Source organism: Limnohabitans sp. Rim28, assembly GCF_000293865.2.
Classification (GTDB): Bacteria; Pseudomonadota; Gammaproteobacteria; order Burkholderiales; family Burkholderiaceae_C; genus Limnohabitans_A.
On sequence record NZ_ALKN02000003.1, the window covers coordinates 148,251 to 165,862 of the forward strand.

Below are 17,612 nucleotides of genomic sequence, written 5' to 3' on the forward strand. Positions count from 1 at the left end.
AGGCGACATGGCAATCATCATTGACGCATACAACCCTGAGAACATAGGGAAAATAGTGAAGGTACTTAGAAAACAGACGATGCGTGAACGTTTAAGAATTCGACATCAAGGAACGGTATGGATTGTCCACTCAGCAGAGAAATTGAAGTGGAATATGTGGGGGAGGCACTTCATGGAAAATTTTGGACCTGTGCCTGAAAATCAGTTACAGCCATTAAAAAGTTCAACCCACTATGAACGGCTCAAAGAGAACCCAACTCAGCGTATGAACTGTGGAACATTCATGATCATGGAGTACGAGGAGCGTTGTGAAATGCGCAGACTTGAAATGAGTGACCCAAGTAAATGTGAGTTCTGATCATGACATTCAGAGTAGAAATGTATCGAGGGAGCTATCAGGATGGCTCTCTTGAAGAGTACATGCTTGATGTGTGGACGTGGCGTACTCTTCTTGATTTCGCAAAAAAAAATGGGTGGTCTGCTCAAGGAACCAAGCCTGATCCTGAGCAGACTAGTAACCCTGAGTACATGAAGCACTTCACTTCAGACTATGAGCCAAAAGACATGGCTTTGACAAAGTACTTTGATGGTGAAGATGCAAGGCAACTTGCTGAGGCACTCACGAATGGTTTGAATCGAGTACATCAAGGGGATATTCAGGCACCCAAGAAAAGTGGCACAACATTCATCAGCGATAGCATGAATCGAGAGGAGGTCGAACGCATGAATCGCTACTACCTAGACTTAATTCCTGAATTCGCTGAGTATCTTCAACGAGGCGATTTCAGCTTTGCATGGGATGACTGAGAGGAAAACAAGTATGACTGACGATGAGATGAAATTTCAGATAAGAAACTGCGAGATAGCCTTCAAATGCGAGGCTGAATGGGATGATCTTGATGAGACAAAAGAGAAGCGAATCAGATTCTGTAATCAATGTCAGAAGCAGGTTCATCTCTGCGACACAGACGAACTTCTCTTGCATGCGATCAAATCAAATCTGTGCGTAGCAATCGAAGCTCCATTTCACAAGTGGGAACGTCTATTCGTTGGCTCTCTGAGAGCAAGGACTATTGGCAATGAAATCAAATGAACTCACAAAAGAGGTGGCACTCAAGGCGTATGCCTCAATGATGAACACTCTCGATGCGAGCCACATCGAGAGCATCCTCTCTGACGACTTTCACTACGCATCACAATGGGTTTTTTCAGAAATCAAGTCTAAGCAGGAGTTTCTTGATTACATCAGACCCAAACTTGAGGCAGTGAAAGCATCAGGAAAGAGAGTTTGGGCAGAGATGGCAGAACTTGAACGGGAGATTCCTGGTCCATGCGTAGTGCTTGCACAAGATCAGCAAGACAACTTGATTTCACTTGTTGTTGCTGAGGTCAAGGGCGGTAAAGTTGCTCGATTCGATATGTGCGGTGCACCTTCGCCTCATGATGCGATCAGATCAGGCAATTACCCCAAAGGAAAATGATGTCTACACAGATACTTGAAGAACTCATGCGTTACTGTTCAATGAATAAGCGTGTGTGCCCACAGCCTCAAGAGTGGAATCTTCTTTGGAAGAAACTACCTGACAAGCAGCAAAAAGGCGTTGGATGGAATCCTGCTCTGCCGCTGATTCTTGGTGCATGGCACGACACACCAGCGATGCTAAAAATTGCAAGATTCAGAGAGCACATTGAATGGGCTAACTCTCATGGTGCCATTGAGGAGATTGACCGATATCTCAGGGATCTGACAGAAGAGCAATGGCATCACGTAGGTGACTAATTTTTTTATGAATATCGAAGTTATTTACGGAAACATCATCAAGCAGCCTGATGCTCAGGCAATCGTAAATTCAGCAAATGCCAACCTGAGATTCGGATCAGGCGTAGCAGGTGCGATTCACGGGGCAGCAGGTGATGAACTTGAGGACTACTGTGAGCAGTTCGCTCCATTGGCACTTGGCGCAGCAATCATCACACCTGCGTTCAAGCTGCCCAATCAATTCGTGATTCACACAAGAGCAGCCAACTACGTCACAACTGACAACGCCGAAGAGGTACTCGCTCAGGCTGTCGAGTCGATGCTGAAGGTAGCCATTGAGAACAATGTGGAGTCGATAGCAATGCCTGCAATCGGTCTTGGCATGTTCAAGATGCCCCCTCTACTTGGTGCACGCATCACTGCTCAGGTTCTGACTCGTGATGAATGGACGAGTTCATGCATCAAATGGATTCGGATCTGTGTCGCAGATCAAGCCTTGATTCCACTCTATGAGAGCGCAATAGCTGAGTCACAAAGGAAATGACTATGTTGATCAACGAAGATGGACGTTTTTCCGAACTCTTTCGAGCTTACCAATCAACAGAGTACAGGGTCCTCGCTGATGAGCCGTTTTCGATGTGTGTTGGGAAACGTTGTCTTGAAATAAAGAGGATTCTTGAGAAGAGCCTTGTCAACTCTGCTGTTTTCATCACTGCTTTCAACCCACTAAGTGAAAAACTGTCTGACGAGGAAAACGTTGCTCGATTGTTCCAAATGGAACAAGAAATCAAGGCAATGGGCTATCAAGTCATTGACGGCATCGGGATCGGTCAAGACTCAGTAACTGCGTGGACTGAGCAGAGCCTTCTTGTTCTAGGGATGACTGAGTCTGAGGCTGACAGCCTGTCAAGTCGCTATGAGCAAAACGCTTATGTGCTTGTTACAAGCGATTGCATTCCTACACTGATAGCAGACTTTGGTGACGGTGTTCAGCTGCGATCAAGCCACTCGACTTTAACGGTGTGAATAGGCTTGATCTTCAACAGACTGTCTATGGCACTGATGTCAACTCGCCCTTTTTCCTCATCGTTCAAGACGACCCATGTGTACTCGTCATCCCCCTTATCCTGAAATTCAGGGCGAATCTTGACGACTTGACCTTTTAGAAATTTTTGTGTGCTCGTGTTCATCAGTAAGACTCTATAGCCAATCAGTGCTGTTGTGCAGAGCCAATAGCCTTCTCAGAGCAGTGCTGCACCGATGAATGCAATGGCGTAAAACGTAGCTAACCCAATGTATAACGCCCAAAACACTCGCTTCCAAGCATTGAATGGATGTCTAAATCGCATTTTTTCAGACTGATGAAAGAATATGAACGGTCCAAATGACAAGTACAGAAGATGCAATACCCACGAGTCTAAATCTGCAACTGTACCGAAATGCGTGTAGATGTAAATCTGAGCATCAATCGCAAGACCCATCACGATCAATGGGAACAGCAATAGTCCGTACCGTCTGAAAAATGGCAGCAACTTTTCCACACTAACTCCTTTATCCCTAGTCTACCGTCTGCCTGAAACAACGGAGATAGCGATCAAGGCTAGGAATGAATTGGACATGGGAGCAAACTTCAGTACATGAACACAAACGAAATTCTCTTGAATCTCAGTCAATTCATTGGAACTGAAAATTACTATCGCATCTCACCACGTCATTTATTGACTGATGGCTCAAAGTATCTTGCTGAAGAAGCACAGTGTTTTTGGCTTATGGACGCTATCGCCTCACATCTTCCCAAGCAATTTCATGACCACTTCGCCGTTGCCAATCTCACTATCGATGGCACGTCTGCTGTCTTGACGCTCGATGATGGGAGTGGAAACGTCTTCGCACGTCAGAACATCGAATACACAGACTTCCCACTCGATCAGATCAAACTGTACTGTGGATTCGATGGCGAGCATTGGGCAATTATGCTAACGAGTGAGTACTGATATATTGATGGCTACTGAAAGGAATGCTATGAGTCAGGTCTTCGCACGGATGACTTTCCGAATTTCCGAAAATCTTGAACCAAAAATCATTTCTGAATGGCAAACCCTTCTGCATGACACTGCTTTGTGGGGTGGGGCAGATGATGTAGAAGTATTCATTAGTGAAAAAGACAATGTCATTGGGGTAAGCATTCCTGTTGAAGCTGATGCGATGCTCATTTTGGAGGCAGGTCATGTTCTAGGGTTTGTGGCTGCAGCAGTTGAAAAATCAAATTTACGATCACCTCAAAATTGGATGTCGTTCAATGATGCAAACGGCAACGTAATTGAGTCGCCTGTCTAATATCAGCCAACCCACTCAAAGATCGATCTCAGCATTCCCTTCGACTTTTTGTCCATCGCTTCACGATCTGCTTTAGCCATTCGCTCTCGATGAGCCTCGATTTCTTCTCGATCTAGGCTGTAAGGACGCTCGAAGGGCTGAAGTTCCTTTGGTGTCAGATGCCAATATGGATTCGACGTGGCACTCTGCATCGCTAATTCGATCTCGTACTTGTTGTCCACGCCTAGTCGCTTGTCGATGATGATCGCATCGTGGATTCGTGCCAAGACTTTTCGACCACGCTTTTCCATCTCTTCAGCGACTACATCCATGACTTGAGTCTCGAAGTGCTGATACAGATACGCAATGACCTTCGCTTTCGACAAGACACCGCACTGAGTTCTGACTTCAGGCAGTGACATGAATGGTGGATTCGCTTCACGATACGTTTGATAGATGAACTTGTCGAGTGTGTTCTGCTCACTGATGAACTTCTTCATAATTGGACAGTTCATGAAGCGTTCACGCTCTTCGTTGTTTCTGAAGATTTCAACGAGTGCGGGATTCGACCACTCTGTCGCTGACACACGCCATCCCTTCGTTCCACGTCGAGCACCAAAGCTGATCGCTGTAACTGCTTGCTTGAGTAGCTTGTCTTGCAAGTCACGTGGCACGTTCGAGTTTTCTTTGAACGTGTAGTAACGCACTGATGCCATGAAGTCTTTCTTGTCTTCGAGGAACAGTAGGGTTTGCGAGAAGACTTGCTGAAAAGTCTCAGTGGTCTTTAGCGTCTCGTAGCACTCACGTGCATGACCCATCTGCCATGCAAACACTGAACTCCGAATGTCGTACTCCCAACAATGCCCAAGCATTGCTCGACGTAGTTCTTTGTTGACGTTCTGTACGCTCGTGCCACTGTAGTAATGACGACCAAATGCACTTTCTTTCTTGCGCTGAAAATAGAAACCATCAGTATGCTGCGCCACACGCATGATCTCGTCTGCTTGGGTCATGATCTGAAACTTCTTCTTGCCCTCGATCATTGTTGCGTCATGCTGAACCCAATGCATGTAGTTGCGTAGTGACTTCATGTCGATAGGCACGATGTCGAACATGTCTCGTATCTCAGCTTCAGTCATCGATGCGATTTCGGGATATCGTTTCTCAAAGAACTGTTGATTGGTGATGGATTGGTCGTCTAGTAGTTGTCTCAACTCTTCTGTTTCCTCTTCTGCTTGCGTCTTGAACACAGTCACTGCTTGGGACAGATGGGCAAGATGAGTTAGTCGAACGACACTGAGTCGCTTTGTCATGTTTGATCCAAGCAAGCTGACTTCGACCAATTCGAGATCGTTGTCTTCGAGCCAATTCTGAAGACGTATCTTGTTCGGTCCAATCTGACCACCTCGATTGCGCTGCTTGTGAAGCGAGATCGAATAAAGATCGTTCGTGTTCATCCAAGCACTGCGTCCATGCATCACTGACAGAGTGAACTGCTGTTCGAGCATTGACACGTATTTATCAAGGGCTCGTTGAGCTGAATTCTTCTTTGGGAAGTGGGCTTGTAGCGTCTGCAGGACGATGGGGTTGACTGTAATTTTTAGCATGTGATGTCTCCTATAAAAGTCACACATCTATTTATCTAGAAAACACCCTCAAAAATAAAAAAGTCACACGCTAATAGAAACAGATGTGTCATAGAGCACTTGTTCCATATTGAACAAGATCCCACCCCATTGATCTCGAATTGAATTCAGTTCCTTTGTGTCGTCAGCGGACCGAACGGGATTTCATAACTTCTTGGCTGAAATGTCATGAATTCCGAACTGAATGCAATGTGTGAGGCTAGGAACGAAATGGGCTAGGCAATAGGCTCGAATTCACTTATCAACACATAGGAGAAATCACATGAGTCAAGCACTTGCAAGTCTGAAGTTGGTCAATGCGAAGCGACAGAAAACTGTCGATCCGATCCAATTCCGTAGGTCCAAGCTAAATGAGAAGCTGAAAATTCAGATCGAGATGGCTAAGGCTTTGAGTCGAGGCGATTCGTTCACAGTCAAGCGCATGAAGAAGGTCACTGATGAGGTCAGTGGTCAGGCTTCACTGATCGAGGTAGCGAAGCGTACGAAGACTTGGTGGTTCACGAACAATGACACGAAGCGTGTGGCTGTGCAGTTGTTCTATGGGAACAAGGTCATCGACTTGGCGAAGGGCAAGAACGCTGTCGAGGTGTCGAATGGCGATGAACTGATCGCAGTGCTACTGAAACTTCAGGAGGCAGTAGTCGAAGGGGCACTTGATGGTCAGATCGAAGTAGCTGCTGAGTCTGTGAAGGCTAGATTTGCGAAGTGAGCAAGCAAAAATATCTATATTTACATCAGACAATGTGCTGTACATAAGATCAGTACTGTACAATTCAATTAGGGGGAAATTTTGACAAAATGTCAAAATTATTCCCTAGGAATCTGCTTGCTGTATGACTGCATCAACTATTGATTTGCTTCGCTTGGCGATCTCTCGAACATCTAGGTCTCGTGTGGCTGAAGAGTTGGGTGTCTCTGAGAGAACTATCAGAAGATGGGAGGCATCAGAGACACAGCCAATGAACTACATCACTGACGCTCTTCAAAAGATCGCTGAATCCGAGAAACGCAAAATGCCATCACCTTCATTCAAATTCATTGATCTTTTTGCGGGCATTGGTGGTATTCGCCTTGCGTTTGAAGACGTAGGTGGGCAGTGCGTTTTTACTAGTGAATGGGATGACTACGCTCAACGTACATACGGTGTTAACTATGGTGATGATCATGGGATTAGTGGCGACATTACAAAAGTTGATGCCTCGACTGTTCCTGATCACGACATTCTCTTAGCAGGTTTTCCGTGTCAACCGTTCTCGATTGCGGGTGTGTCTAAGAAGAATGCTCTTGGAAGAGCGCATGGTTTTTTAGATGAGACACAAGGGACACTGTTCTTTGACATTGTAAGGATCATTGCTGAAAAGAAGCCACAAGCGTTCTTACTTGAAAACGTCAAAAATTTGGCATCGCACGATAGGGGGCGAACATTCGATGTGATCAAGCAAACACTAACGCAAGGCTTAGGCTACACGATTGACTATCGCATCATTGACGCGGCGCATTTCGTTCCTCAGCACAGAGAGCGCATAGTTATTGTTGGATTCAAGAACGATGTTGGCTTCTCTTTCGATGATCTTGAATTGCCTGAAAAGGGCGAACGTCTACTTGGTGAAATACTCCATAAAACTGATGGAAGCGAACCAGTTTTGGCTTGGGATGAAGGCAAATACTTTGATCACAAGAGCAACACCGTTCATGGAAAATACACTCTCTCAGACAAACTTTGGCAATATCTTCAAAACTACGCAGCCAAGCATCGTGAGAAGGGAAACGGCTTTGGCTTTGGACTCGTTGGCAAGACTAGTGTTGCGAGGACGTTGTCTGCTCGGTACTACAAAGATGGCTCTGAAATTCTTGTCGAGCAAGGCGCAAAGAAAAATCCTCGACGACTCACGCCACGTGAGTGCGCGCGGTTAATGGGATTTCCTGACACATACAAAATACCAGTTTCTGACACTCGCGCCTACAAACAATTTGGTAATTCAGTCGCTGTTCCTGTGTTCCAAGCTGTTGCCAAACTTGTTGCTAAAAAACTTAAAGCAAAAAAGAAGTCAGCGCCTAAAAAATAACGCCATAAAATCAGTAGGGTGGCAAACGACCACTTCGGCAAAAGTGCTTCATATCAGAGACAAACACCTCAATGGGTCTGTAAAATCTGTGCTGAAATGAGACCTGTTTGTTTGATGTCATGTTTTGTGCTTCTGCCTCAACTTTTTCAAGAGTAGATCTAGGCATGTAGATTGCAGCAGCGTTTGATTGAAGCAAAGTAACTGTTCTGTGCTTGTTGAATTCTGATGGATCAATGAAGTATCCAAAACCAACTTTGTTTTCTGTAGTGATGTCTTGAAGACCTCTTAGAAGACGTTCCCTAGCGTGGTAACTCTTAACTTCAACTCCGATTTGAGTCCTGTTGCCTACAGATGAGTAGATGACGAAATCGCCTTCCGAGTTCTTTCCTGTTCGTTTGTACTCAAGGTCTGTCATGCCTTGATTGATCATTGCTTGTTCAAGTAGTTGCTCGTTTAGTGTTCCCGCAATTGATACGAGTGCGTTTCCTGACTTCGCATAGAAGTCTGAAAGCTCGTTCATCAGAAATTCAACGAGTTTTGTTGTAGGTATGTCAACTCGATCACCTTTGTAATGCTCACCTAGATTGTCAGCAAGGAATTTTTTAAATAACGGCTCTGAGATGCTTCCTACAATATCACTTGCGACCTTGTTGGATAACTCTAGGTTGGCTTCTGTGACTTGCGTGTTGATCTTTTGTTCAACAAGAGCAACAAGAGTAGAGGCACTTGGATAGATGCCACGAACTTTTTCAATGGTTGATGGCTTCGTGTTTATATATTCTTTAAGTTTGTTTCTTTTTGTAGAGCCCGAAACGTGCGGTGTTCTCACATCATTTAGTACGTCCTCGACCCATAAAAACTGACCATCAACGAGGCTCTCGAAGATCTTGTCGAATGCTTCAAAGTACTTGTCATTTGTGTTTGCTTTACTCATTCACCAAGTATGCCATTTCAAGGTAATTTATAGAAGTAATTTTTCCAAAGTGAGCAGTGAAGTCAGGTCTTCGTGTTGATAAATACGAACATGAAGATTAACGAAGTCACCAACATCCCTCAAACCTACGTAGCGACAGTTCGTGTCGTATTGCGTGATTCAAACGTCACAGCACGAACCACAATCAGAGCAGACACAGTTCAGCAAGCCAAGCTAATGCTCACACGCATCTACGGAGATGGCAATGTCTTGAACATTAACCAAGTGATGTCTGAAGATGATGAGGTGACTGAGGGTACCAAGAAGCTCAGTCCCCAAGAACTTCAAGTGAAGGCGCTTGCTGATAAGGCAGAGGACTACAAGCAACAAGAGAAAACACTGAAAGCGCGTCAGCAGATGGCGAAGGCTCAGCAGAACTTGATGAAAGCAACTAGTGGCGTCAGCGCTAGCAATAAACGCTGAGATTGACTGCTAGCGCAGTCCCCACAGTTTGTCAGATCCAACACAGAACGATCAGAAGCACTCCACGCAGACTGACTGCTAAGCCCCACAAAAAGTCGCTCAAAGGGGCTCCTCGTAGGTCTTAGCTGCACTGACCAAATAATCGCATCAAGAAGACTATTGATACAGCCCAAAAGTATTCTTGTCTAAGCTCTTTAGACGTGCTATTGTTGTCGAATTTGCCTATTTTTTAAGCAAATGAGCACTGAAAAAAGTGTATCTTTCAGTGTATCTTTCGTGGGATGGAAAAGAAAAAACCCTAAGTAAATCAACTACTTAGGGTTCTTAACTGGCGGAAGCGGTGAGATTCGAACTCACGGACCCTTTCGAGTCGCCGGTTTTCAAGACCGGTGCAATCGACCACTCTGCCACGCTTCCTTGGGGTGTGATTGTAGCGATTTAAACCCCTTGATTCGGGGGGGCAAGCGCTGGTCGCGTCAAAAGCAGCTCAGGCGCTGCCCAGCATGCCCCGTTTTTCGATGAAGGCCACCACCTCGGCCAGCCCATCCAGTGTTTTCAGGTTGGTCATCACCCAAGGCCGGGTTTCGCGGTTGGGGCGCATGCGGTCGGTGTCGTCGCGCATAACTTGAAGATCCGCGCCCACATGCGGGGCCAAGTCGGTCTTGTTGATCACGAACAAATCGCTTTTGGTGATGCCGGGGCCGCCCTTGCGCGGGATCTTTTCGCCTGCGGCCACGTCGATCACATAAATGGTCAGGTCACTCAATTCGGGGCTGAAGGTGGCGGCCAGGTTGTCGCCGCCGCTTTCGATGAAGACCACGTCGGCATTCGGAAATTTTTCCAACATGCGGTCAATGGCTTCGAGGTTGATCGACGCGTCTTCGCGGATGGCGGTGTGCGGGCAGCCGCCGGTTTCCACGCCCATGATGCGCTCGGCAGGCAGCGCACCGCTCACCGTCAGCAAGCGCTGGTCTTCCTTGGTGTAGATGTCGTTGGTGATGGCGATCAGGTCCCAGCGTTCGCGCATGTTTTTGCACAGCATCTCGAGCAAGGTGGTTTTGCCGGAGCCCACTGGCCCGCCGATGCCCACGCGCAGTGGCGGCAGCTTTTGGGTGCGGTTCGGGATGTGGTGCAGTGTAGACGAAGTGTTCATGATCGGAAGATGCGTGAGTATTGGGTTTCGTGGCGAGACGACAAAATGGCCAGCATGGGGCTGAAGGCCTGGCGGTCTTCATCGTTCAGGTGCAAGGCGGTTTGCACCGCCAGTGGAATCTCGCGGGCCAGCCGCGCCAGCATGCGCTGGCCAGCGCTTTGGCCCAAGGGCACGGCCTTGAGCGCGGCTTGGGTCATGTTTTCTGCCCAGCCAAAGGCACCTGCTTGCAGGGCCTGGTCCAGCGGGGCTTGTGCCAAAGACAAAGCCAGCGCCATGGCCAGCGGGTAGGTGGGTGGCAGTTGGGCGCAGCATTGGATCTGCGCGTCGCTGGCTTGATGCAGGTTGCGCAGCCAGTCGAGCAAGGACCGGCCCATTTGCTCGGCTTGCAAACGCATTTCGGCGGTTTCGCGGGTACTCATCACCCAATCGTTCAGGGCTTGAAGGCGCTGAGTGTTCATGCACTGCCAAGCGGGTATGGCTTGTGCCATGACGGCCATGTCGCCGCGCGACTGCGTCAGTTGCAGCTGGTCCACCACCCAATCGGTGGCGCTTTGTTCGTTGTGCACCAGGCCTTGTTCAATGGCCGCTTCGAGCCCTTCGGAATACGAGAAGCCGCCAATCGGCAGCGCAGGCGATGCGAGCCAGATCAGTTGCAGCAGGGCCGAGGGCGCGGTCTCAGTGGTCATGCTGGCAGCCGGGGCCGTGCACATGCGGTTCAGCAGAGGCCGCACGAACTGGGATGGCGATGCGTTTGACAGCTGACGGTATGGCCGCCGGGGCCGCATGTTCGTGCTGGCAATTGGGCCCATGCACATGGGGCTCGGCGTGGACAGCGTGCGCATGACCCCCATGACCCTGTTCGTGACTGTGCCCATGCTCATGTGCATGCCCATGCCCATGCCCATGAGAGGACGCGCCGTGGTCGCCATAAGCCCCGTTTTCGGGCTCGAAAGGTTCAGACACCGCCACCACCGTCATGTGCATGGCGCGCAGCATGTCGGCCAGCACATGGTCGGGCTCGATCTTCAAGTGATCGGGTTGCAACTCAATGGGCACATGGCGGTTGCCCAGGTGGTAGGCGGCGCGGGTCAGGTCAAACGGCGAGCCGTGCTCAGCACACGCGGTGATGCGCAGCACGGCTTGCGGCGCGGCTTGCACGCGCACCAGAGAGCCGTCTTCGGCCACCAGCACATCGCCACCGCGCACCACGGCGCCCCGGGGCAAAAACACGCCGAGTTGGCGGCCTTGGCTGTCGGTGACGTCAAAGCGGCTTTTTTGCCGAGTATCCCAATCGAGCGTGATGCTGCTGGCGCGTTGGACCAGCACGCGGGCCAGGCCGCGGCCTTGTGGCATGAGTTTGGAGCAATGTAAAAGCGAGGTCATGTGTCTTAGGTTTTGTAGGAGCCCACCCCTGTGGGCGATGGTTTGAAGGGCGTGTGCCACGCCCATCGCCCACGGGGTGGGCTCCTACAAGGATGGTTTTCAGAACAAAAAGTAGCGTTGGGTCATGGGCAGGCTGGTGGCGGGCTCGCACACCAGCAGCTGCCCGTCGGCACGCACCGCATAGGTTTGGGGATCCACCTCCATGTGGGGCAGGTAGGCATTGTGGACCATGTCTTGCTTGCGCACGCCCCGAATGTTGTGCGCCACAGACAGTGGTTTTTGCAGGCCAAAACGCTGGTCAATGCCGGCTTGCCAGCCTGCCTGCGACACAAAGGTCAGCGCATTGCGCGTGAGCGCGCCACCAAAGCTGCCAAACATGGGGCGGTAGTGCACCGGTTGGGGCGTGGGGATGGACGCATTGGGGTCACCCATGGCTGCCAGCGCAATGAAACCGCCCTTGAGCACCAGAGATGGTTTGATACCAAAGAAGGCTGGTTTCCAGATCACCAAGTCGGCCCATTTTCCCACTTCGATGCTGCCCACATCGTGGCTGATGCCGTGCGCAATCGCGGGGTTGATCGTGTACTTGGCGATGTAGCGCTTGACGCGGGCATTGTCGTGGCGGTCGGTGTCGCCGGGCAGGCTGCCGCGCTGCTGCTTCATTTTGTGCGCGGTCTGCCAGGTGCGGATGATGACTTCGCCCACACGGCCCATGGCCTGGCTGTCGCTGCTCATCATGCTGATGGCGCCCAGGTCGTGCAGGATGTCTTCGGCCGCAATGGTTTCTTTGCGGATGCGGCTTTCGGCAAAGGCCAGGTCTTCGGCGATGCTGGCATCCAGGTGGTGGCAGACCATCAGCATGTCCACATGCTCATCGAGCGTGTTGTGTGTGAAGGGCATGGTCGGGTTGGTTGAGCTGGGCAAAAAGTTGGCCTGACCCACCACCTTCAAGATGTCGGGCGCATGACCGCCGCCTGCGCCTTCGGTGTGAAAGGCGCACAGGCCCCGGCCTCGGGCCGCTTCGATGGTGTTTTCGACATAACCCGATTCATTGAGCGTGTCCGAATGCAGCGCGACCTGGATGTCGGTCTCGTCAGCCACATCCAGACAATTGCTGATGGCCGACGGGGTGCTGCCCCAGTCTTCGTGCAGCTTCATGCCCATCACACCCGCGTTGATTTGCTCGTGCAAGGCGGCAGGCAAGCTGGCGTTGCCCTTGCCAAAGAACCCCAGGTTCATCGGAAAGGCATCGGCCGCTTGCAGCATGCGCTCGATGTTGAAGGGGCCAGGTGTGCAGGTGGTCGCAAAGGTGCCGGTAGCAGGCCCCGTGCCGCCGCCCAACATGGTGGTCACGCCGCTGGCCAGCGCCTCGTCGATTTGCTGGGGGCAGATGAAGTGGATGTGGCAGTCGATGCCGCCAGCGGTCACGATCAGGCCTTCGCAGCTGATGATCTCGGTGCCGGGGCCGATGATGATGTCGACACCAGGCTGTGTGTCGGGGTTGCCCGCCTTGCCGATGGCCGCGATGCGGTTGCCGCGCAAGCCGATATCGGCTTTGACGATGCCCCAGTGCTCGATGATGAGGGCGTTGGTGAGCACGCAATCCATGGCGCCGGGCGCTTGCGGGCCTGAGCCGCCAGCGATGTTGGTGCGCTGCGATTGCGCCATGCCATCCCGGATGGTTTTGCCGCCACCAAATTTGACCTCTTCACCATAGCCGCCCGCTTGCAGCGTGAGGTCTTTCTCCACCTCGATCACCAGGGCCGTGTCGGCCAGGCGCACGCGGTCGCCTACGGTGGGGCCAAATGTTTCGGCATAAGCACGTTTGTCAATGTGGGCCATGTCAGTTGCCTTGTGTTTTGTGCGCGTCGAGTGCGCCTTGGGTCAGACCCCGAAACCCGTAAATCAGGCGTTCTCCGGCAAAGTCCACCAGCTCCACCGTGCGTTGTTGGCCCGGCTCAAAGCGCACGGCCATGCCCGAAGCGATGTTCAGGCGCATGCCTTGTGCGGCGCTGCGGTCAAAGCGCAAACCCGCGTTGGTCTCGGCAAAGTGGTAATGCGAACCCACCTGTATCGGGCGGTCGCTGGCGTTTTGCACCACCAGGGTGCAGGTGCGGCGGCCCACGTTCAGGGCGTGTTGGCCGGGGTCGATCAGAAATTCACCGGGGATCATGGGGCGTCCTCACTTGCGGCGGCCGATGACCCAGGCGCCCAGTGCCAAAGCCAGGACGACCACAAAACCGAGAACGTCCGTGGCGTGCCAATGGCTGCCCCACAGGCCGTGCCCTTCGTGCGCCCAAACGGGGGTGTGCAGGCAGGTGAGCGCCAGTGCGGTGCTGACAGAGGATGCAAAGGTTTTCATGTTCTGGCTCTCTCGGTTCAAACAATGGGTTGGTGCACGGTCACCAATTTGGTGCCATCGGGAAAGGTGGCTTCGATCTGGATGTCGGGGATCATCTCGGCGATGCCGTCCATCACATCGGCACGGGTCAACACCGTGCGGCCCTCGCTCATCAGCTGGGCCACGGTTTTGCCGTCGCGTGCGCCTTCCATCACGGCAGCGCTGATCAGGGCGATGGCTTCGGGGTAGTTGAGCTTCAGTCCTCTGGCCTTGCGCCGCTCGGCCAGCAGGGCGGCAGTGAAGATCAGGAGCTTGTCTTTTTCGCGAGGGGTCAGTTCCATATTGGTGCGTGGTGAACGTCTTGGTGCATTGAATGGCTTGGATCAAGCAAATTACGTGCCTTTTATAGGGGCTTTGAAAAATTCCCTTGGAGAAATGTGGTTTTCAGGGTTCTCCCTAGGGTTGGCACGGTGATTGCAGAGGGAGGAGAGCGCTGTTTTTCGGTGCGTGTTTGAACAACCTTCTTTCCTGATTGGAGTGATCTCATGATGAATCGACGTGGCAACCTCAAAGCCCTTGCAACTGCAGCCGCTATCGCAGCGGGCAGCCTGACCTTTGCACAACATGTCCAGGCCCAAGCCGGCAACACCATCAAAGTCGGCGTGCTGCACAGCTTGTCGGGCACCATGGCGATTTCCGAGACGGTGCTCAAAGACACGGTGCTCATGGCCATCGACGAGATCAACGCCAAGGGCGGTGTGCTGGGCAAAAAGCTCGAGCCCGTGATCGTGGACCCGGCCTCCAACTGGCCTTTGTTCGCTGAAAAAACCAAGCAACTGCTCGGTCAAGACAAAGTCTCGGTCATCTTCGGTTGCTGGACTTCGGTGTCGCGCAAATCGGTGTTGCCGGTGGTCGAAGAAATGAACGGCTTGCTGTTCTACCCCGTGCAGTACGAAGGTGAAGAGCTGTCCAAAAACGTGTTTTACACCGGCGCTGCGCCCAACCAGCAAGCGATTCCTGCGGTGGATTATTTGATGAGCAAAGACGGTGGCGGCGCCAAGCGCTGGGTCTTGCTGGGCACCGACTATGTGTACCCCCGCACCACCAACAAAATCTTGCGCGCTTACCTGAAAAGCAAGGGCGTGAAAGACAGCGACATCGACGAAAAATACACCCCGTTTGGTCACAGCGATTACCAAACCATCGTGGCCGACATCAAGAAGTTCAGTGCCGGTGGCAAGACCGCTGTGGTGTCCACCATCAACGGCGACTCGAACGTGCCTTTCTACAAAGAACTGGGCAACGCGGGCCTGAAGGCCAAAGACGTGCCTGTGGTGGCTTTCTCGGTGGGTGAAGAAGAGCTGCGCGGCGTGGACACCAAGCCCCTGGTCGGTCACTTGGCGGCATGGAACTACTTCATGAGCATCAAGAACCCGGCCAACGACGAGTTCACCAAAAAGTGGGCGGCTTATGCCAAGGCCAAAAACATTGCCGGCCACAAAGACAAGCCCCTCACCAACGATCCGATGGAAGCCACTTACATCGGCATCAACATGTGGAAGCAAGCGGTGGAAAAAGCCAAGTCGACCGACACCGACAAAGTGATCGCCGCGATGGCAGGCCAAACCTTCAAGGCGCCCAGCGGCATCGTGAGCAAGATGGACGAGAAAAACCACCACCTGCACAAGTCGGTGTTCATCGGCGAGATCAAGGCAGACGGCCAGTTCAATGTGGTGTGGAAGACACCCGGCCCCGTCAAAGCCAAGCCTTGGAGCCCTTACATCCCGGGCAACGACAAGAAGCCTGACGAGCCTGCCAAGAAGTGATGGTTTGACCGCGTGAATGTTTGTCGGCGCTGAAGCGCCGACAAACATGAATTTCAGGGAGGTCGGTGGCTTTTCCCCGACTGACGCGTTTGTGGGCGTTGAATCTGACAGCCAAGCTGGGTCAGACTCAGAGAAGAGCACGATGAAAAGATGGATGTTGAAAGCGGCGTTGATCGCCAGCGCCTTGTGGGGTCTGTCGGCCGCGCAAGCCCTGACGATGGACGACGCCAAACGGATGGCCGTGGGCGACAGCGATGCCCGCGTGGCGGCCATCGCCCAAGCGGTGGCCCAAGGCAGCGAAAAAACCGCCGCCTATTTGCAAGCCTTGGCCGATGACGTGGTCAAGATCGCCGGCGATCAAGTGATCGTGGTGCGCGACGGGCAAGGTCTGGACCCCGTCACTGGACAAGCCGTTCCTCTACCGGCAGATGCCGAAGATGTGATGCTGAACAACCGCCTGCGTGGCGAGATCGACACGGCCCTGGCGGCCCTGAAGTTGTTCAGCCCCGATGTGAAGCTGCGCAGGCAAGCGGCCTTGGCCCTGCTCAAAGAACCCGATGCCAGCCGCGCCCCCTTGCTTGAGAAAGCGTTGGCGGTTGAGAAAGACCCCACAGTGCAAAACTTGGTGCGCCAAGCCCGCGCAGCGGCCCTGCTGAGCGGCGAGGCTGCGAATGACCGATTGCTGGCCGCCCGCGAGTTGGCGGGCAGCAAACAACCCGAGACCCTGCTGCTGCTGAACCAACAACTGACCCAAGAGCAAGACCCTGCGGTCAAAAAACAAATCCAGTCGGCTTTGACCCAAGTGCAGGACAGCCTGCGCTGGGGCGAGCGCTTGGGGGCCATGTTTACTGGGCTGAGCTTGGGCTCGATCTTGTTGTTGGTGGCGCTGGGCCTGGCCATCACCTATGGCCTGATGGGCGTCATCAACATGGCGCATGGCGAGTTGATGATGATCGGCGCCTATGCCACCTATGTGGTGCAGGCGCTGTTTCGCGAGCATTGGCCGGGCGTGTTTGACGCCTACCTGTTTGTGGCGATGCCGGTGGCTTTCTTCACTGCGGCCTTGGTGGGCGCGGTGATGGAGCGCACGGTGCTGCGGCATTTGTATGGCCGCCCGCTTGAGACTTTGCTGGCCACCTGGGGCATCAGCTTGGTGCTGATGCAAAGCGTGCGCAGCCTGTTTGGCGCGCAAAACGTGGGTGTGGAAAACCCTTCCTGGATGAGCGGCTCGCTGCAGCTGCTGCCCAATTTGCAGCTGCCCTGGAACCGGGTGCTGATCATCGTGTTTGCGCTGGCGGTGTTGGTCGGGGTGGCGCTCTTGATTGGCAAAACACGGCTGGGTTTGTTTGTGCGTGGCGTCACGCAAAACCGCCCTATGGCCTCGTGCATGGGCGTGAACACGGCCCGCATCGACACCTATGCCTTTGCATTGGGTTCAGGCATTGCGGGCCTGGCGGGCTGCGCGCTCAGCCAGGTGGGCAATGTGGGCCCTGATCTGGGCCAAAGCTACATCGTGGACGCGTTCATGGTGGTGGTGCTCGGCGGTGTGGGGCAGCTGGCAGGCACGGTGTATGCCGCGTTGGGCCTGGGCCTGGTCAACAAGTTGCTGGAAGGCTGGACGGGCGCGGTGCTCGCCAAGATTGCCGTGCTGGTGTTCATCATCATCTTCATCCAGAAGCGCCCGCAGGGCATCTTTGCGATGAAGGGACGCAGCGCGGAGGCATAA

At 52.4% G+C, this 17,612-nt stretch carries 23 protein-coding genes and 1 tRNA gene; 13 read left to right on the forward strand and 11 right to left on the reverse strand.

Annotated elements, in window-relative coordinates:
* Positions 1 to 7 precede the first annotated feature (7 nt).
* The 6 genes from B472_RS05095 to B472_RS05125 all read left to right on the forward strand — a co-directional run bounded on the left by B472_RS05095 (position 8) and on the right by B472_RS05125 (position 2,785).
* On the forward strand, positions 8 to 358 hold the full coding sequence (locus B472_RS05095) for a hypothetical protein (RefSeq protein WP_026039334.1): 351 nt from the start codon (positions 8 to 10) through the stop codon (positions 356 to 358).
* 2 nt (positions 359 to 360) lie between these two features.
* A complete protein-coding gene (locus B472_RS05100) occupies positions 361 to 807 on the forward strand; it encodes a hypothetical protein (RefSeq protein WP_019425887.1) in 447 nt (148 codons plus the stop codon).
* A 272-nt stretch (positions 808 to 1,079) separates the two neighbouring features.
* Positions 1,080 to 1,481 carry a hypothetical protein gene (locus B472_RS05110; RefSeq protein WP_019425889.1) on the forward strand — a complete coding sequence of 134 codons (402 nt, stop codon included), beginning with the start codon at positions 1,080 to 1,082 and terminating at the stop codon, positions 1,479 to 1,481.
* Positions 1,481 to 1,780, forward strand: coding sequence for a hypothetical protein (locus tag B472_RS05115; RefSeq protein WP_157951959.1), 300 nt, complete (start codon positions 1,481 to 1,483; stop codon positions 1,778 to 1,780). The genes B472_RS05110 and B472_RS05115 overlap by 1 nt, the downstream gene beginning before the upstream one ends.
* Positions 1,781 to 1,787: 7 nt before the next feature.
* Positions 1,788 to 2,303, forward strand: a complete 516-nt coding sequence (locus tag B472_RS05120; protein ID WP_019425891.1) for a macro domain-containing protein — start codon at positions 1,788 to 1,790, stop codon at positions 2,301 to 2,303.
* 2 nt (positions 2,304 to 2,305) lie between these two features.
* Positions 2,306 to 2,785, forward strand: coding sequence for a DUF3293 domain-containing protein (locus tag B472_RS05125; RefSeq protein WP_040505796.1), 480 nt, complete (start codon positions 2,306 to 2,308; stop codon positions 2,783 to 2,785).
* A 215-nt stretch (positions 2,786 to 3,000) separates the two neighbouring features.
* Here B472_RS05125 and B472_RS17315 read toward each other — a convergent pair whose 3' ends face one another.
* Entirely contained in the window at positions 3,001 to 3,300 is a 300-nt protein-coding gene (locus tag B472_RS17315; protein WP_116798588.1) for a hypothetical protein, read from the reverse strand.
* Positions 3,301 to 3,396: 96 nt separating this feature from the next.
* On the opposite strand from B472_RS17315, the gene B472_RS05135 reads away from it, so the two are divergent.
* Together B472_RS05135 and B472_RS05140 are read left to right on the forward strand one after the other, a co-directional pair.
* Positions 3,397 to 3,753 (forward strand): DUF6876 family protein, encoded by a 357-nt coding sequence (locus B472_RS05135; protein WP_026039336.1) that lies wholly within the window; start codon positions 3,397 to 3,399, stop codon positions 3,751 to 3,753.
* A 28-nt stretch (positions 3,754 to 3,781) separates the two neighbouring features.
* Complete coding sequence (locus B472_RS05140) at positions 3,782 to 4,096, forward strand: hypothetical protein (RefSeq protein ID WP_026039337.1); 315 nt, start codon at positions 3,782 to 3,784, stop codon at positions 4,094 to 4,096.
* Between the two features lie 2 nt (positions 4,097 to 4,098).
* Here B472_RS05140 and B472_RS05145 read toward each other — a convergent pair whose 3' ends face one another.
* Positions 4,099 to 5,682, reverse strand: coding sequence for a hypothetical protein (locus tag B472_RS05145; protein WP_019425897.1), 1,584 nt, complete (start codon positions 5,680 to 5,682; stop codon positions 4,099 to 4,101).
* Positions 5,683 to 5,953: 271 nt separating this feature from the next.
* On the opposite strand from B472_RS05145, the gene B472_RS05150 reads away from it, so the two are divergent.
* On the forward strand, positions 5,954 to 6,430 hold the full coding sequence (locus tag B472_RS05150) for a DUF6641 family protein (protein WP_369908181.1): 477 nt from the start codon (positions 5,954 to 5,956) through the stop codon (positions 6,428 to 6,430).
* Between the two features lie 124 nt (positions 6,431 to 6,554).
* The gene (gene dcm / locus B472_RS05155; RefSeq protein WP_019425899.1) at positions 6,555 to 7,787 is read left to right on the forward strand and encodes a DNA (cytosine-5-)-methyltransferase; all 1,233 of its coding nucleotides are present in this window, start codon (positions 6,555 to 6,557) and stop codon (positions 7,785 to 7,787) included.
* A 10-nt stretch (positions 7,788 to 7,797) separates the two neighbouring features.
* Here the strand turns inward: dcm and B472_RS05160 are convergent, their stop codons facing one another.
* Positions 7,798 to 8,721 (reverse strand): hypothetical protein, encoded by a 924-nt coding sequence (locus B472_RS05160; RefSeq protein ID WP_019425900.1) that lies wholly within the window; start codon positions 8,719 to 8,721, stop codon positions 7,798 to 7,800.
* Between the two features lie 90 nt (positions 8,722 to 8,811).
* On the opposite strand from B472_RS05160, the gene B472_RS05165 reads away from it, so the two are divergent.
* The gene (locus B472_RS05165; RefSeq protein WP_026039339.1) at positions 8,812 to 9,183 is read left to right on the forward strand and encodes a PspA/IM30 family protein; all 372 of its coding nucleotides are present in this window, start codon (positions 8,812 to 8,814) and stop codon (positions 9,181 to 9,183) included.
* A gap of 329 nt (positions 9,184 to 9,512) precedes the next feature.
* On the opposite strand, the gene B472_RS05170 is transcribed toward B472_RS05165, so the two are convergent.
* The 8 genes from B472_RS05170 to B472_RS05205 all read right to left on the reverse strand — a co-directional run bounded on the left by B472_RS05170 (position 9,513) and on the right by B472_RS05205 (position 14,401).
* Positions 9,513 to 9,600: transfer RNA gene (locus tag B472_RS05170), tRNA-Ser, on the reverse strand.
* Between the two features lie 70 nt (positions 9,601 to 9,670).
* Positions 9,671 to 10,336: an urease accessory protein UreG gene (gene ureG, locus B472_RS05175; protein ID WP_019425902.1), complete on the reverse strand. Its 666-nt coding sequence runs from the start codon at positions 10,334 to 10,336 to the stop codon at positions 9,671 to 9,673.
* Positions 10,333 to 11,022, reverse strand: a complete 690-nt coding sequence (locus tag B472_RS05180; protein WP_026039340.1) for an urease accessory protein UreF — start codon at positions 11,020 to 11,022, stop codon at positions 10,333 to 10,335. The genes ureG and B472_RS05180 overlap by 4 nt, the downstream gene beginning before the upstream one ends.
* Complete coding sequence (gene ureE / locus B472_RS05185) at positions 11,012 to 11,719, reverse strand: urease accessory protein UreE (RefSeq protein ID WP_081504923.1); 708 nt, start codon at positions 11,717 to 11,719, stop codon at positions 11,012 to 11,014. The genes B472_RS05180 and ureE overlap by 11 nt, the downstream gene beginning before the upstream one ends.
* Before the next feature lie 99 nt (positions 11,720 to 11,818).
* Positions 11,819 to 13,561: an urease subunit alpha gene (ureC, locus tag B472_RS05190; protein WP_019425905.1), complete on the reverse strand. Its 1,743-nt coding sequence runs from the start codon at positions 13,559 to 13,561 to the stop codon at positions 11,819 to 11,821.
* A gap of 1 nt (position 13,562) precedes the next feature.
* Positions 13,563 to 13,892, reverse strand: coding sequence for an urease subunit beta (locus B472_RS05195; RefSeq protein ID WP_019425906.1), 330 nt, complete (start codon positions 13,890 to 13,892; stop codon positions 13,563 to 13,565).
* A gap of 9 nt (positions 13,893 to 13,901) precedes the next feature.
* Positions 13,902 to 14,081: a hypothetical protein gene (locus B472_RS05200; protein WP_019425907.1), complete on the reverse strand. Its 180-nt coding sequence runs from the start codon at positions 14,079 to 14,081 to the stop codon at positions 13,902 to 13,904.
* A 17-nt stretch (positions 14,082 to 14,098) separates the two neighbouring features.
* Entirely contained in the window at positions 14,099 to 14,401 is a 303-nt protein-coding gene (locus B472_RS05205) for an urease subunit gamma (RefSeq protein WP_019425908.1), read from the reverse strand.
* A 207-nt stretch (positions 14,402 to 14,608) separates the two neighbouring features.
* Between B472_RS05205 and urtA the strand changes: the two genes are divergently transcribed.
* Together urtA and urtB are read left to right on the forward strand one after the other, a co-directional pair.
* Positions 14,609 to 15,886, forward strand: a complete 1,278-nt coding sequence (gene urtA / locus B472_RS05210; RefSeq protein ID WP_026039341.1) for an urea ABC transporter substrate-binding protein — start codon at positions 14,609 to 14,611, stop codon at positions 15,884 to 15,886.
* A gap of 142 nt (positions 15,887 to 16,028) precedes the next feature.
* Positions 16,029 to 17,612: an urea ABC transporter permease subunit UrtB gene (urtB, locus tag B472_RS05215; protein WP_116798594.1), complete on the forward strand. Its 1,584-nt coding sequence runs from the start codon at positions 16,029 to 16,031 to the stop codon at positions 17,610 to 17,612.

What these genes read in the sequence shown, in the direction of transcription:
- B472_RS05140 (WP_026039337.1), top strand. Translation starts at nt 3,782, where the DNA reads ATGAGTCAGGTCTTCGCACGGATGACTTTCCGAATTTCCGAAAATCTT.
- B472_RS05110 (WP_019425889.1), top strand. Translation starts at nt 1,080, where the DNA reads ATGAAATCAAATGAACTCACAAAAGAGGTGGCACTCAAGGCGTATGCC.
- B472_RS05200 (WP_019425907.1), bottom strand. Translation starts at nt 14,081, where the DNA reads ATGAAAACCTTTGCATCCTCTGTCAGCACCGCACTGGCGCTCACCTGC.
- B472_RS05100 (WP_019425887.1), top strand. Translation starts at nt 361, where the DNA reads ATGACATTCAGAGTAGAAATGTATCGAGGGAGCTATCAGGATGGCTCT.
- ureE (WP_081504923.1), bottom strand. Translation starts at nt 11,719, where the DNA reads ATGACCTCGCTTTTACATTGCTCCAAACTCATGCCACAAGGCCGCGGC.
- urtB (WP_116798594.1), top strand. Translation starts at nt 16,029, where the DNA reads ATGAAAAGATGGATGTTGAAAGCGGCGTTGATCGCCAGCGCCTTGTGG.
- B472_RS05115 (WP_157951959.1), top strand. Translation starts at nt 1,481, where the DNA reads ATGTCTACACAGATACTTGAAGAACTCATGCGTTACTGTTCAATGAAT.
- ureC (WP_019425905.1), bottom strand. Translation starts at nt 13,561, where the DNA reads ATGGCCCACATTGACAAACGTGCTTATGCCGAAACATTTGGCCCCACC.
- B472_RS05125 (WP_040505796.1), top strand. Translation starts at nt 2,306, where the DNA reads ATGTTGATCAACGAAGATGGACGTTTTTCCGAACTCTTTCGAGCTTAC.
- dcm (WP_019425899.1), top strand. Translation starts at nt 6,555, where the DNA reads ATGACTGCATCAACTATTGATTTGCTTCGCTTGGCGATCTCTCGAACA.
- B472_RS05165 (WP_026039339.1), top strand. Translation starts at nt 8,812, where the DNA reads ATGAAGATTAACGAAGTCACCAACATCCCTCAAACCTACGTAGCGACA.
- B472_RS05135 (WP_026039336.1), top strand. Translation starts at nt 3,397, where the DNA reads ATGAACACAAACGAAATTCTCTTGAATCTCAGTCAATTCATTGGAACT.
- urtA (WP_026039341.1), top strand. Translation starts at nt 14,609, where the DNA reads ATGAATCGACGTGGCAACCTCAAAGCCCTTGCAACTGCAGCCGCTATC.
- B472_RS05180 (WP_026039340.1), bottom strand. Translation starts at nt 11,022, where the DNA reads ATGACCACTGAGACCGCGCCCTCGGCCCTGCTGCAACTGATCTGGCTC.
- B472_RS05145 (WP_019425897.1), bottom strand. Translation starts at nt 5,682, where the DNA reads ATGCTAAAAATTACAGTCAACCCCATCGTCCTGCAGACGCTACAAGCC.
- B472_RS05195 (WP_019425906.1), bottom strand. Translation starts at nt 13,892, where the DNA reads ATGATCCCCGGTGAATTTCTGATCGACCCCGGCCAACACGCCCTGAAC.
- ureG (WP_019425902.1), bottom strand. Translation starts at nt 10,336, where the DNA reads ATGAACACTTCGTCTACACTGCACCACATCCCGAACCGCACCCAAAAG.
- B472_RS05205 (WP_019425908.1), bottom strand. Translation starts at nt 14,401, where the DNA reads ATGGAACTGACCCCTCGCGAAAAAGACAAGCTCCTGATCTTCACTGCC.
- B472_RS05120 (WP_019425891.1), top strand. Translation starts at nt 1,788, where the DNA reads ATGAATATCGAAGTTATTTACGGAAACATCATCAAGCAGCCTGATGCT.
- B472_RS05095 (WP_026039334.1), top strand. Translation starts at nt 8, where the DNA reads ATGGCAATCATCATTGACGCATACAACCCTGAGAACATAGGGAAAATA.
- B472_RS05160 (WP_019425900.1), bottom strand. Translation starts at nt 8,721, where the DNA reads ATGAGTAAAGCAAACACAAATGACAAGTACTTTGAAGCATTCGACAAG.